Genomic DNA, 13,474 nt, shown 5'->3' with positions numbered 1-13,474 from the left:
CCTGGGTCTTGTCCGCGAGCCGCCGGAACGAATAGGAGTGCAGCACCCGGGCCCGATCACGTTGGAAGGCGCTCCTGCTCAGCTGAGGCTCTACCGGAGCTTGAGCCCGCTTGACGTCCTCGGGCAGCCAGCGGGCCTGGTCGTGGCTGCTGTAGCCGAAGCAGGAGCTGCCGGTGCTCAGACGTGCTCCTCGGTCCAATCGGCGAACTGCTGGAGGTTCTGCAGCCACATGCCCACCTTGAACTTCAGCTGCTGCCGGCTGATCCCGCCCTCGAAGTCGAAGGCCTGCTCGGCGCAGATCCCGACCAGGCCGTCGTCGGGGAGCACCGTGTACGCCTTGGGGAACAGCTTGCTGCGGTTCCAGTCGTCCAGCACCAGGGCCAGCGTCGGCCGCAGCTCCACCACGAACCTGCGGTTGAGGTAGAGACGCGCCTGCAACACCTCGTCGTCCCGGCCGTAGTGGAAGAAGTAGATGCTGAAGTTCTCCCAGCGGACCGTGAGGTCGCCGTCGTCGTCGATCACCGAGCGCAGCGAGTATTCCTTCAGGATCGACTGCAGCACCTTGTTGTTGGGCAGCACCGTCGGGCCCTCACGCCGGCCGATCGGCGACTCGGCCGCCCGGCGCTGCTCCATACCCGCTCGTGCGGCCGCCATGGCCGCGGCGGCGACAGTACGGATGCGACCAGACACGCCGTCGAGGCTACCCGGACTGCCCCGCACGGATCAGCGCGACTCCTCGCCCGGCGCCCGGTTGGCCCGGCCCGCCTCCAGCCGCGCGACCGGCACCCGGAACGGCGAGCAGGAGACGTAGTCCAGCCCCACCTCGTTGAAGAAGTGCACCGATTCCGGGTCACCGCCGTGCTCGCCGCAGACCCCGAGTTTGAGCCCGGGCCGCTTGGCCCGGCCCTGCTCGGCCGCGATCCGCACCAGCTCGCCGACGCCCTCGCGGTCCAGCGACTCGAACGGCGACACCCCGAAGATGCCCTTCTCCAGGTAGTGCGAGAAGAACGCCGCCTCGACGTCGTCGCGCGAGAAGCCCCAGGTGGTCTGGGTCAGGTCGTTGGTGCCGAAGGAGAAGAACTCCGCCGACTCGGCGATCTGGCCGGCGGTCAGCGCCGCCCGGGGCAGCTCGATCATGGTTCCGACCAGGAACTCCAGATGCGCCCCGGTCTCGGTGCGCACGTCCCGGGCCACCTTGATGATGTCGTCCTTGACCGACTCGAACTCCTGCACCGCCCCGACCAGCGGCACCATGATCTCGACCCGCGGCACCCCGCCGGCCCTGACCCGCTCGGCGGCTGCCTCCAGGATCGCCCGCGCCTGCATGGCGAACAGCCCGGGAATCACCAGCCCGAGGCGGACGCCGCGCAGCCCCAGCATCGGGTTCTGCTCGTGCAGCTTGTGCACGGCCTGCAGCATCCGCAGGTCACCCTCGCGCGGCTCGCCGCGGGCCTCGGCCACCGCGACGCGGACCGACAGCTCGGTGATGTCGGGCAGGAACTCGTGCAGCGGCGGGTCCAGCAGCCGGATCGTCACCGGCAGGCCGTCCATCGCCTCGAAGATGCCCTTGAAGTCCTCCCGCTGCAGCGGCAGCAGCTCGGCCAGCTGCCGCTCGCGCTCGTCGTCGGTGTCGGCCAGGATCAGCGCCTCGACCAGCGACCGCCGGTCGCCCAGGAACATGTGCTCGGTGCGGCACAGCCCGATGCCCTGCGCGCCGAACCGGCGGGCCCGGGCCGCGTCGGCCTCGGTGTCGGCGTTCGCCCGCACCGCCATCGACCGGCCGCCGTCGGCGACCCGCATGAGCCGGTGCACCGCCCTCACCAGATCGTCGGCCTCGTCGGACTCGGGGTCGATCTCGCCCTCGAAGTAACGGACGACCGGCGAGGCGACCACCGGTACCTCGCCTACGAACACCTCGCCGGTGGTGCCGTCGATGGAGATGACGGTGCCCTCTTCATAGACCTTGCCGTCCGGGGTGCTGAAATGCCGCGCCTTGGTGTCGACCTTGAGCTGTTCGGCGCCGCACACGCAGGTCTTGCCCATCCCGCGGGCCACCACCGCGGCGTGGCTGGTCTTGCCGCCGCGGCTGGTCAGGATGCCCTGGGCGGCGATCATGCCGTTGAGGTCGTCGGGGTTGGTCTCACGCCGGACCAGGATGACCTTCTCGCCGCTGCGGCTCCACTTGACCGCGGTGTAGGAGTCGAAGACCACCTTGCCGACCGCGGCGCCGGGCGAGGCGTTCATGCCCTGGGCGATCTTGGTGTGCGGGGTGGTGTCGTCGAAGTGCGGGAACATCAGCTGGGCCAGCTGCGCGCCGGTCACCCGCTGCAGCGCCTCGATCTCGTCGATCAGCCCCTCGTCGATCAGCTGGGTCGCGATCCGGAAGGCGGCCCCGGCGGTGCGCTTGCCGACCCGGGTCTGCAGCATCCACAGCTTGCCGCGCTCGATGGTGAACTCGATGTCGCACAGGTCGCGGTAGTGCTCCTCGAGCTGGGCCATGATGGCCATCAGCTCGTCATGGCTCTTCTTGTCCAGGGTCGCCAGGTCGGCCAGTGACAGGGTGTTGCGGATGCCGGCCACCACGTCCTCGCCCTGCGCGTTCTGCAGGTAGTCGCCGTACTCGCCCTTGGCGCCCGAGGCCGGGTCGCGGGTGAAGGCCACCCCGGTGCCGGAGTCCTCGGAGAGGTTGCCGAACACCATCGAGCAGATGTTGACCGCGGTGCCGAGGTCGGCCGGAATCCGCTCCTGGCGCCGGTACAGGATCGCCCGCGGCGCGTTCCAGGAGTCGAACACCGCCCGGACCGCCAGGTCCATCTGCTCCCGGGGCTCCTGCGGGAACTCCCGGCCGGCGTGCTCGACCACCACCTGCTTGTAGGTCTCGACCAGCTTGCGCAGGTCCTCGGCGTCCAGGTCGAGGTCGTTGGTGGTGCCCTTGGCCGTCTTCGCCTCGTCGAGGGCGGACTCGAAGTGGTCACCGTCGATGTCCAGCACGGTCTTGCCGAACATCTGGATCAGCCGGCGGTAGGAGTCGAAGGCGAACCGCTCGTTGCCGGCCTGGGCGGCCAGGCCGCGTACCGACTGGTCGTTGAGGCCGACGTTGAGGACGGTCTCCATCATGCCGGGCATCGAGAACTTCGCCCCGGAGCGCACCGAGACCAGCAGCGGGTCATCGGTCTGGCCGAGCTTCTTGCCCATCCGCGCCTCGAGGGCGGTCAGGTGCTCGCTCACCTCGGCCGACAGCTCCGCGGGCTCGCGGCCGTTCTTGAGGTAGACCTGGCAGGCCTCGGTGGTGATGGTGAAGCCCGGCGGGACGGGCAGTCCCATGTTGGTCATCTCCGCGAGGTTGGCGCCCTTGCCGCCGAGCAGGTCCTTGAGATCCTTGCTGCCCTCGTCGAAGTCGTAGACGAACTTTGTCATCGCGCACCACCACACTGTGAGACGGACAGTCGTTCCCCCGACCTTAGGTGGCGTAAGCGGTTGCGGGATGCAACTACCGCCAGGTGGAGGCCTACGCCACACCGGCTCACTCCTTGATCCTCTCCTTGACCTGACGAACAAAGACGGGCGCGCCCGGCATCCCGCCGGGTCGCGACACGTAGTCACCGACCCCGACACAGGTGAACAGCAGCGTCACCAGATCGCTGGACTGGCCGAGCAGGGCCGGCACCTCGCTGTCCGCGAACGTCATGCCGGACGCGGTCGCCCCGAGGGCGTAGGCCGCCAGATGCAACCGTCCCTCGACCAGGCCAGCCGCCAGTTGGGCGTCGCGGTAGCCCCGGTCGTCCAGTTCGGTGCCGTCGATCGCGCCGATCACCACGTATCCGGCGTCCGCGGCGAGGTACTGGTCCAAGCCGATCCGCAGCAGCTCGTCGCGCAGCTCGGCCTGCCGCTGCGGGGTGTCCAGATCGGGCCACCGGTAGATGCCCGGGGCGGTGCCCTCCACGCCGTGCACCACCACCCAGTGCGGCACCTGGATCCCGCGCATCGCCGCGCGCATCGGCCAGTCCAGCAGCCGGCGCGGCAGCCGGGCGTTACGGTCCATCAGCCGCTGCGAGCCGCGCCGCAGGATCACCTCGTCCAGTGCGGGTGAGTCGGGGACGTCGGCCAGCACCGGGCCGGCCGGCCACGGCGGGCCGGGTTCGTCGCTGTCGCCGGCACGCTGGGCTTGCGTGCAGAGCGGGAACTCGACCTCGGGCAGGCTTCCTCGGGTGGCCGGACCGCTGGCTTGGACTGCCGGCGTTTCCTCGCCGAGGGCGAGCAGCGCGAGCGGGTACTCGTGCACGCCGTCGGCGCCCACCAGGCGGGTTATCGCGGCATCGGCGAACCGCGTCTGTAGCCGGGGCCGGGCACCGGCGCTGTCGGCCGCGGCGATCAGCTGTGACAGCAGGGTGCCGGCGTCCCAGTAGAGGTGGCGCCAGCCCCGCTCGGCGTAGCGCCACCCGGTCCGCCACGGAATCCCGGTGACGACCAGCGTGCTGGCCGCACCGCCGGGCGCGGGGCCGACCTGCACCAGGGCATGGTCGACGGGGTCATACCAGTGCACCCCGTCCGGTACCCCCTGAACGCCCTTGGTGCTGGCATAGACCTCCAGCGGGAACCGGGCGCCGGCGGAGCCAGCGGCCCGGAACAGGATCTGGCGCCCGGGACGCTCGCCCGTCCGGACGACGCCGGCACCGAGGTAGAGGATCCGGCCGAGCTGCGCCGCGTCGAGCGGTTCGCTCGGTGCCGGACTGTCCAGTTCCGGCCTGCCTGCCAGCACGGCGGTGGCGCTGACGCCCGGATTCGGCAGCTCGCGGGGCAACGGCGTGACCGGCAGGCCGGCGGCGTACTGCTTGACCTGCGGCGGCAGCGTGCTCAGGTCGTTCGGAGTCAGATCGTGCCGGACCCGGGGGTCATCGACCGGCACGTCCCAGTCTCCATCGGGTGTGTATGACGTCAGCCGGTGCAGCAGCCCCGCTCCGCTTTCGAGATCCATGCGCGTCAGCGTGCCAGGTGCCCGGTCGCGACCGACAACCGCGCTCGGGCCAGACCCTTCCGCTCAGCCGCCGGAATCGTCCAGCTCGGCGCCGAAGGGGACGGCGCGGGACTCCCGGTCGGCCAGCCAGTTCTCCGGCAGCGCCACCTTGCGGGCACCGGACGTGCGCCCGCGGGGCCGGCCGAGCACCTCGGGCGGAAACGGCTGGCTCTGGTCGAGTTGAGCCAAGAGCCCAGCCAGCTGGGCGAGCCCGGACGCCAAGGCTAGGGACTTGCGCAGCTCGCTGCCGACCGAGAATCCCTTGAGGTACCAGGCGACGTGCTTGCGGAAGTCGGTGACGCCGCGCTCCTCGCCCAGCCAGTCGGCCAGCAGCTCGGCATGCCGGTACATCGCCGCCGCCACCTGGTCCAGGCCCGGCAGGGTGAGCTGGTCACGGCCGGCGAACGCAGCCGCCAGGTCGCCGAACAGCCATGGCCGGCCCAGGCACCCGCGGCCCACCACCACCCCGGCGCAGCCGGTCTGCTCCACCATCCGGACGGCGTCCGCGGCCTCCCAGATGTCGCCGTTGCCCAGCACCGGGATGTCGAGCAGGCCGGCAAGCTCCGCGATCGGCTCCCAGGACGCCTGGCCGCCGTAGAAGTCCGCCGCCGTCCGGCCGTGCAGGGCGACGTAGGCCACCCCGGCGTCCTGGGCCCGCAGCGCCGCCTCGCGGTAGGTCAGGTGGTCGGCGTCCACGCCCAGGCGCATCTTGACCGTCACCGGGACCTGCCCGCCAGCTGCCCGCACCGCCGCGCCGACCAGGTCGGAGAAGAGATTGATCCGCCACGGCAGGGCAGAACCGCCCCCGCGCCGGGTCACCTTGGGCACCGGGCAGCCGAAGTTCAGGTCGACGTGGTCGGCCAGGTCCTCGGCCACGATCATCCGCACCGCGCGGGCCACGATCTCCGGATCGACCCCGTACAGCTGGATCGAGCGGGGCGTCTCGTCCGCGGCGAAGGCCACCATCCGCAGGGACTTCGGGTTGCGCTCCACCAGCGCGCGGGAGGTGATCATCTCCGAGATGTAGAGGCCCGCGCCGTACTCGCGGCACAGCCTGCGGAACGCCACATTGGTGATGCCGGCCAGCGGCGCGAGCACCACCGGCGGGTCAACCACGATCTTCTCGCCGATCCGCAGCGGCGCCGCGACCGGGCGGTGCAGCAGGGCGGTAGGCCTCACCACGGCGCCATGCTCAGCAGCCGATCAGCCGGGTCGCCAGGTAGTCGGCGACCTTGTCCAGCGCCACCCGTTCCTGGGTCATCGCGTCACGCTCCCGGATGGTCACCGCGTGGTCGTCCAGGGTGTCGAAGTCGATGGTCACGCAGTACGGCGTGCCGATCTCGTCCTGGCGGCGGTAGCGCTTGCCGATCGCCTGGGTCTCGTCGTACTCGACGTTCCAGTGCCCGCGCAGCACGCCGGACAGGTCCCGGGCGATCGGTGACAGGTCGGCGTGGCGTGACAGCGGCAGCACGGCGACCTTGACCGGGGCCAGCCGGGGGTCCAGGCGCAGCACGGTTCGCTTGTCCATGCCGCCCTTGGTGTTGGGGGCCTCGTCCTCGACGTAGGCGTCCAGCAGGAAGGCCAGCGTCGCCCGGGTCAGGCCCGCAGCCGGCTCGATGACGTAGGGCTTCCAGCGCTCGTTGCGCTCCTGGTCGAAGTAGCTCAGGTCCACGCCGGAGTGCTCGGAGTGGGTGGACAGGTCGAAGTCGGTGCGGTTGGCGATGCCTTCGAGCTCGTCGAACTCCTTGCCACCGAAGTTGAACCGGTACTCGATGTCAACGGTGCGCTTGGCGTAGTGCGACAGCTTCTCCTTCGGGTGCTCGTAGAACCGCATGTTGTCCGGGTTCAGCCCGAGGCCGACGTAGAAGTCCCAGCGCGCCTGCAGCCAGTACTCGTGCCACTGCTCGTCGGTGCCGGGCTCGACGAAGAACTCCATCTCCATCTGCTCGAACTCCCGGGTCCGGAAGATGAAGTTGCCCGGGGTGATCTCGTTGCGGAACGACTTGCCGGTCTGGGCGATCCCGAACGGCGGCTTCTTGCGCGAGGTGGTCATCACGTTCAGGAAGTTGAGGAAGATGCCCTGGGCGGTCTCGGGCCGCAGGTAGGCCAGGCCCGACTCGTCCTCGACCGGGCCGAGGTGGGTCTTGAGCATGCCGGAGAACTGCTTCGGCTCGGTCCAGGTGCCGCGGTTGCCGCAGTTCGGGCAGCTGATGTCGGCCAGGCCGTGCTCGGGCAGCCGGCCCTTCTTCAGCTGGTAGCCCTCCTCCAGGTGGTCGGCCCGGTAGCGCTTGTGGCAGTTCGTGCACTCGGTCAGCGGATCGCTGAAGGTGGCCAGGTGCCCCGAGGCCTCCCACACCGCCGGCGGCAGCAGCACCGAGGAGTCCAGGCCGACGATGTCGTCCCGGCCGGTGACCATCGACTTCCACCACTGCCGGCGCAGGTTCTCCTTCAGCTCCACACCCAGCGGGCCGTAGTCCCAGGCCGACCGGGTTCCGCCGTAGATCTCGGCAGCCGGGAAGACGAAGCCACGACGCTTCGACAGGCTGACGACGGCGTCATTGCGATCAACGGGCACAGCGGAACTCCATCAGGAACGAGCCGGTATCGGAGCGTTCAGGGTATCGGTAGCGCCCACCGGCTTATCGACACCGTTCTCAGCCGCACCGTTCTCGGCCGCACCGTTCTCGGCCGCACCGTTCTCAGCGGCACCGTTCTCAGCGGCACCGTGCCGGCGCTGCCACCACGCGAACCCGATCGTCACGATGGCGGTCACCAGCCAGCCCAGCAGGATGTCGAAGACGTAGTGCTCTGCCGAGTACACCAGGGCGAACGCCATCGCCACGGCGTAGAGGGCCAGCAGCGGCCGCCAGCGCCGGCGTACCCGCGGCCAGAAGAAGACGCTGAGCAGCAGGGAGATTGCCGCGTGCAGCGACGGCACGGCGGCCACCTGGTTCGACCCGGCCTGGCCCTCGTCGATCAGCGCCTTGGCCTGCGGAATGCCCAGCTTGTTCCAGCCGCGGGTGGCGATCCGCTCGACGTAGGGCGCTGCCCCGCCCTGGTGGGTGGTCATCGGCTCCAGCAGCCCGCCGGTGGTCAGGGTGCCGACCTTGGCGTTGATGCAGGGCGGGTCGGACGGGCCGCCGGCCACGTCCTGGGCCGTGCACTGGGAGGCCGCCCAGGGCGGCGCGGCGGGGAAGGCGATGAACCCGGCCAGCCCGATGACGGAGATGGCGATGAACTGGGCGGCGAACCGGCGCCAGGCCACCCGGTCCCGCAGCCACAGCAGCCCGGCCACCACCGGCGGGGCGAGGAAGTAGGAGACGTAGATCAGGCTCACCAGCGTTTCCCACCAGGGCGGGAACGGCTCCTTCAGCCGGGCCTGCAGCCAGACGGCGGGATCGGCCCGGAAAAGCCAGCGGTCGAAGTCCAGCTGCAGGCGCCACTCGGTGGGCCGGCCGAGCAGTTCCGCGGCGCCCCGGGTGAGGTCGTAGGCCACCAGCACCGCCCCGAACGGAAGCCAGTCCCGAACCACGGTGAGCACGCCGCGCCGCCCGATGCTGGCGGCCAGCAGCCCGCCGCAGACGTAGATCAGCAGGGTATTGCGGTCGAAGGTGATGCCTACCCGGGAGAACCAGTACAGCAGCGCCAGCGCCCAGACGGTGACGGCGGCGCGCCGGGTTACCGTCAGGGTCCGGGCGGACAACCAGCGGCCACCGCGAGGCTGTGGGGAACCTTGCTCCGATGCATCGGTGCCGGCCCTCGAGGTCAGCTCCGACTTGGTCGCCGCCAGGGTCCTCACCTCACCGGTCTCCTCGAACTACCCACCAGCCGTCCAAACTACCGTCCTGGCGCGCCATCGCCCGAACCGCCGCCGGGGACATACTGGTCCGGTGAGCGACCTGGGCTGGGACTGGGACCCGACGCTGTACGCCGGAAGCGCGGCGTACTACGTCCAGGGCCGGGTGTCCTACACCCAGGAACTGGTGGATGCCCTGGTCGCCGAACTCGCCCTGGACGGCAGCGGCCGCCTGCTCGACGTCGGCTGCGGGCCGGGCTCGCTGACCCTGCTGCTCGCTCCCTGGTTCGAGCAGGCTGTCGGCCTGGACGCCGACGCCGAGATGCTGGCCGAGGGGGCACGGCAGGCCGAAACCGCCGGGATCTCCAACGTCGGCTGGGTGAACCTGCGGGCCGAAGACCTTCCGGCCGACCCCTCGGATCCCTCATTTTTGGGCCCGTTTCGCGCGGTGACCCTGGCCCAGTCCTTCCACTGGATGGACCGGGCGCTGGTGGCCCGCCGGCTGCATGGCGCGCTCGCTCCCGACGGCGCCCTGGTGCACGTGCATGCCACGACACACCAAGGCGTCGACGGTGACCTGCCGCTGCCGCACCCCCGGCCGCCCCGGCGGGAGATTGAGCTTCTGGTTAGGCGCTTCCTGGGCTCGCGCCGCCGCGCCGGGCAGGGAACCTTGCCCGACCGTGCCGTCGAGGAGGCGGCCAGAGGACACGAGGAGTCAGAGATCTACCGGGCCGCCGGCTTCTCCGGCCCGACCCGGATCGAGGTCCCCGGCACCGTCGTGGACCGGAGCGCCGACGATGTCGTCGCCAGCGTGTTCTCGCTGTCCAGCGCCGCCCCGCACCTGTTCGGCGACCGGGGTCGTGACTTCGAGGCCGCGCTGCGCGAGCTCCTTGCCGAGGTCAGTCCGGACGGGCGCTTCAGCGAGCAGATGCGCGAGACCGCGGTCGATGTGTGGCGGAGGTAGCCGCACCGCACAAGGCACGGCGGCCGTTGTCGTCGGGGTGTCCGCCGACGGTGCGCCTGGCTACCGGCTGTTCCAGTCCGCATCGTCGGCCCGGTCACTTGCCCTCGCCGTCTCCTGGCCGTCCGGTCCTACCCGCAGCAGCTCCTCGAAGGCGCTGGGCTGATCGAGGGCCTGGGACAGCAGCGGGGTGGCGAGCAGCTTGACCTGGTAACCGCCGAGCCCCCGGCGGTAGGCGCCGACCGACTCCCACTCGGTCAGCAGCAGCCAGCTGCCGGCGTCGTCGGTGGCCCGGCCCACGCTGCCGCGCACGAAGCCGGGACGCTCGGCCAGCAGCCGCAGCGCCTGCTCGGCTTGCTCCTGGAACTGCTCGGCCTGGAACGGCCCGGCCGCCCGGGCCGGTTCCAGGCGGAACTGCAGCAGCGCGATCACGACGGGCCGGCTTCGCCTGGGTGGCTGGCGCCGGCCGTGCTGGCATCGATCGTGCTGGCGTCGACCGTGCTGGCATCGACCGTGCTGGCATCGATCGCCCCGCCGAACCGGCGGTCCCGCGAGGCGTAGCTGGCACAGGCCGCCCAGAAGTGCCGGCGGTCGAAGTCCGGCCACGGGGTGTCGAGGAACATCAGCTCAGCGTAGGCCGACTGCCACAGCAGGAAGTTCGAGGTGCGCTGCTCGCCGGACGTCCGCAGGAACAGGTCGACGTCGGGCAGGTCGGGCTCGTCGAGATAGCGGGCGAACAGCTTCTCGTCGATCTTCGCCGGGTCGATCTTGCCGGCCGCGGCCAGCTCGGCGATCCGGCGGGTGGCATCCACCACCTCGGCCCGGCCGCCGTAGTTGACGCAGAACTGCAGGGTCAGCCGGTCGTTGCGCTCGGTGAACTGCTCGGCGTCCTCGAGCTGGCTGATGACGCTTCGCCACAGCCGGGGACGCCGGCCGGCCCAGCGGATCCGGACGCCGTAGCCGTTCAGCTCGTCGCGGCGGCGCCGGATCACCTCCTTGTTGAAGCCCATCAGGAACCGGACCTCCTCCGGCGAGCGCCGCCAGTTCTCGGTGGAGAAGGCGTACGCCGACACCACCGGGACGCCGATCTCCATCGCCCCGAACAGGACGTCCATCAGCGCCGCCTCGCCGGCCCGGTGGCCTTCGGTGCGGGGCAGGCCGCGGCTGTTGGCCCACCGGCCGTTGCCGTCCATCACGATCGCGACGTGTCGGGGCAGCAGGTTCGCCGGGATGTCCGGTGGCCGGGCGCCGCTGGGGTGCGGCGGCGGGTCCGGCCAGGACGAGCGGCGGGCAGGCATGCAGGTCACCGTAGTACTGCTGGTGAGCCGGCGGTCCGCACGAGGATCAATGGGGCTATCGAAGTGCTACTGGGACCGACGGCTATCGGGTTCCGTCACTGATCGTTGGCCGCGCTGCCGAGCCCGCACCGGCGGGTCGCCCTGCTAGGTGGCCAACGATCGGGTTCCGTCATGGATCGTTGGCCGCGCTGCCGAGCCCGCACCGGCGGGTCGCCCTGCTAGGTGGCCAACGATCGGGTGGTCGTTCGTGCTGCCGGCCGCCCAACGACCAGGTGGTGATGCCGCTTACCCGGCGCAGCAGGAGACGGCGCAGCAGAAGGACGGTTCAGCGGTCGACCAGCGGCAGCGACCGGATGCCGCGCTCCAGATGCCACTGCAGGTGGGCGGCGATCAGGCCGCTCGCCTCACGGCGCAGGTCGATCGCGGTCGCATCGGCGCCGGCCCAGTTGCCCGACAGCAGGGCCGACATCAGGCTCAGCGCACCGGCCTGGGGCCGCACCGAGCCCGACGGCCGGCAGTTGGAGCAGACGGCGCCACCGGCCGGCACGTTGAAGGCGCCGTGCGGCCCGGGCGCCGAGCACACCGCGCACTCGGCCAGCGCCGGCTCCCAGCCGGCCAGTGACATCGACCGGATCAGGAACGCGTCCAGGATCATGGCCGCCTCGTGCTCGCGATCGGCGAGGGACCGCAGCGCTCCGACCACCAGCAGGTACTGCCGCAGCGCCGGCTCACCCTCCTCCGAGGTCAGCCGCTCGGCCGTCTCGCAGATCGCGACCGCCGCGGTCCAGGACGGGTAGTCGGCGGCCAGCCGGGCGCCGTAGTTGTCGACCGACTCGACCTGGGTGATGAGATCCAGGCCGTGGTGTCGCGGATGGCCGCGCTCGGCGTCGGGCACCGCGGTCCGGGTGTGCAGCTGCACGTCGATGTGGCTGCCGGGTTCGAGCCGGGCGCCGTAGCGCGAGGTGGTGCGCCGCACCCCCTTGCCGACCGCGCGGATCCGGCCGTGCCGGCGGGTGAGCAACGTGACGATCCGGTCTGCCTCGCCCAGCTTGTGGACGCGCAGCACCACGGCTTCGTCACGGTAGAGCGGCACCCGTCCATCGTCCCAGATCCCACGCCAGCTGGGCGGGACTGGCCGGAGCCGATCCCAGCCGGGTTACTCGCTGTACGGTCGGCCGAGGATCAGCCGACCTGGTCCGTGCACACCTGGTAATAGCGCTCGCCATAATCGTTTCGCAAGGTGACGCAGAACATGTACGTGTAGTTGTTTGCCGTCGTCACCTGGCTGGTCCAGCGAGCGAAGAAACTGTCGTGGCCCAGGTAAGCATCCGTGTCGTAGAACTGAGTAGCTCCACAAGTCGCGCCAACGCACTGCCAGAGAGAAGCGCTGATCGCGGTAGCCGCCCCGCTGCAACCGTCGCCTCCGCCGTAGGAGACCTCACTCCACACCGTGCCTGGGGCGAAGTCGGCGCTCAGGGACAGGGATGAGCAGTTGTGGTAGTACGACACCTGGCTGTAAGTGGCTGCCGAAGCCGCGTTAGCGCTCACCAATTGCGCCACTGCCAGGAGACAGGCCGTCGCGAGGCCCACTAAACCTCTGGATAGTTTCAGCACTTAGATCCTCCTTATAGTTATGCCCGAATAAGGAGTAATACACCTTATACGAGCGCAGGCGCAATCCCTGATGCATGCAGCGCTCGGCATTCCGGGTCTCTCTCCGGAGTGAGCCGTCAAGCGCTGGAGATGCGCCGGATCCTGGGCTGAACAGCCGGTCCCGGGTGTCGCTACCGACTCACGGGCCACCAGGTACGGGGAGCAGCTCGCCGAGGTGGCGGCTGCCCGTTGAGGATCCGCGGGGTCAGCAGCACCGCGCCCAGGACGGCTGCCGCGGCAATACCAGCCGCTACCAGGTAGTCCACCGATGGGCGTGGCCGGTGTAGCTGCAACACGACGGCCAGCGGCACCGCTGCCGCGACGCTGCCGGTGACCAGTCGGGCTCGGTACAGCTGCCGGATCTCCTGGCTTCCGCTGAAAGCCAGCGCCAGGCCGGCCGCCAAGCCGATTCCTCCGCCGACGATTCCCCCGACGGCGCCGGCGATCGGGGAGAAGGCTATGAGTGCGACGAGCGGCCCCAACTCCGGCGACCTGGTCGCGGTGTCGAAGGCGGCGACCACGAACAGCCCGACATAGGCCACCACACCACACACCACACCCCCCAGGACGCCGAGGAACAGTCCCCGTCCGATCAGCAGGAGCCGGTACTGCGGCGTGACTGGGTCGGCCATGTCAACTCCTCAAGAGCGGCTATTTGAGCGTTCGCTCAAGTGAACCACATCTTGAGCGATCGCTCAATTAGCTCAGGTCGACGACTACAGGTCGACAAGTACAGATCGCGGATGGACGGA

12 protein-coding genes and 1 pseudogene are annotated in these 13,474 nt (G+C 70.2%); 1 reads left to right on the top strand and 12 read right to left on the bottom strand.

Annotated elements, in window-relative coordinates; all coding sequences use genetic code 11:
* From VF542_RS16885 to VF542_RS16855, 7 genes and pseudogenes are all read right to left on the bottom strand, one after another.
* A pseudogene (locus tag VF542_RS16885) lies at nucleotides 1–199 on the bottom strand (hypothetical protein); the annotation flags it as partial.
* Nucleotides 178–690 carry a YbjN domain-containing protein gene (locus VF542_RS16880; protein ID WP_408652860.1) on the bottom strand — a complete coding sequence of 171 codons (513 nt, stop codon included), beginning with the start codon at nucleotides 688–690 and terminating at the stop codon, nucleotides 178–180. The gene VF542_RS16880 and the pseudogene VF542_RS16885, both read right to left, overlap by 22 nt.
* A 33-nt stretch (nucleotides 691–723) precedes the next feature.
* A complete protein-coding gene (gene ppdK, locus VF542_RS16875) occupies nucleotides 724–3,417 on the bottom strand; it encodes a pyruvate, phosphate dikinase (RefSeq protein ID WP_408652859.1) in 2,694 nt (897 codons plus the stop codon).
* Nucleotides 3,418–3,523: 106 nt separating this feature from the next.
* Complete coding sequence (locus VF542_RS16870; RefSeq protein ID WP_408652858.1) at nucleotides 3,524–4,975, bottom strand: hypothetical protein; 1,452 nt, start codon at nucleotides 4,973–4,975, stop codon at nucleotides 3,524–3,526.
* 63 nt (nucleotides 4,976–5,038) lie between these two features.
* Nucleotides 5,039–6,175 (bottom strand): tRNA dihydrouridine synthase DusB, encoded by a 1,137-nt coding sequence (gene dusB / locus VF542_RS16865; protein WP_408652862.1) that lies wholly within the window; start codon nucleotides 6,173–6,175, stop codon nucleotides 5,039–5,041.
* A gap of 31 nt (nucleotides 6,176–6,206) precedes the next feature.
* Nucleotides 6,207–7,589 carry a glycine--tRNA ligase gene (locus tag VF542_RS16860; protein WP_408652857.1) on the bottom strand — a complete coding sequence of 461 codons (1,383 nt, stop codon included), beginning with the start codon at nucleotides 7,587–7,589 and terminating at the stop codon, nucleotides 6,207–6,209.
* A 12-nt stretch (nucleotides 7,590–7,601) separates the two neighbouring features.
* Entirely contained in the window at nucleotides 7,602–8,717 is a 1,116-nt protein-coding gene (locus VF542_RS16855) for a phosphatase PAP2 family protein (RefSeq protein ID WP_408652856.1), read from the bottom strand.
* Between the two features lie 187 nt (nucleotides 8,718–8,904).
* Between VF542_RS16855 and VF542_RS16850 the strand changes: the two genes are divergently transcribed.
* Nucleotides 8,905–9,774: a class I SAM-dependent methyltransferase gene (locus VF542_RS16850; RefSeq protein WP_408652855.1), complete on the top strand. Its 870-nt coding sequence runs from the start codon at nucleotides 8,905–8,907 to the stop codon at nucleotides 9,772–9,774.
* A gap of 60 nt (nucleotides 9,775–9,834) precedes the next feature.
* On the opposite strand, the gene VF542_RS16845 is transcribed toward VF542_RS16850, so the two are convergent.
* The 5 genes from VF542_RS16845 to VF542_RS16825 all read right to left on the bottom strand — a co-directional run bounded on the left by VF542_RS16845 (nucleotide 9,835) and on the right by VF542_RS16825 (nucleotide 13,354).
* Complete coding sequence (locus tag VF542_RS16845; protein WP_408652861.1) at nucleotides 9,835–10,194, bottom strand: antibiotic biosynthesis monooxygenase family protein; 360 nt, start codon at nucleotides 10,192–10,194, stop codon at nucleotides 9,835–9,837.
* 5 nt (nucleotides 10,195–10,199) lie between these two features.
* Nucleotides 10,200–11,069, bottom strand: coding sequence for an isoprenyl transferase (locus VF542_RS16840; RefSeq protein ID WP_408652854.1), 870 nt, complete (start codon nucleotides 11,067–11,069; stop codon nucleotides 10,200–10,202).
* A gap of 325 nt (nucleotides 11,070–11,394) precedes the next feature.
* A complete protein-coding gene (gene recO, locus VF542_RS16835) occupies nucleotides 11,395–12,162 on the bottom strand; it encodes a DNA repair protein RecO (RefSeq protein ID WP_408652853.1) in 768 nt (255 codons plus the stop codon).
* 89 nt (nucleotides 12,163–12,251) lie between these two features.
* Complete coding sequence (locus tag VF542_RS16830; RefSeq protein ID WP_408652852.1) at nucleotides 12,252–12,683, bottom strand: hypothetical protein; 432 nt, start codon at nucleotides 12,681–12,683, stop codon at nucleotides 12,252–12,254.
* Nucleotides 12,684–12,853: 170 nt separating this feature from the next.
* Nucleotides 12,854–13,354 carry a hypothetical protein gene (locus tag VF542_RS16825; RefSeq protein WP_408652851.1) on the bottom strand — a complete coding sequence of 167 codons (501 nt, stop codon included), beginning with the start codon at nucleotides 13,352–13,354 and terminating at the stop codon, nucleotides 12,854–12,856.
* Nucleotides 13,355–13,474 lie beyond the last annotated feature (120 nt).

The organism is Jatrophihabitans sp. (assembly GCF_036389215.1).
In the GTDB taxonomy this organism is placed as follows: domain Bacteria; phylum Actinomycetota; class Actinomycetes; order Mycobacteriales; family Jatrophihabitantaceae; genus Jatrophihabitans_A.
The sequence above is the reverse complement of the archived record's forward strand: the minus strand, read 5'-3'. Positions and strand labels throughout refer to the sequence as shown.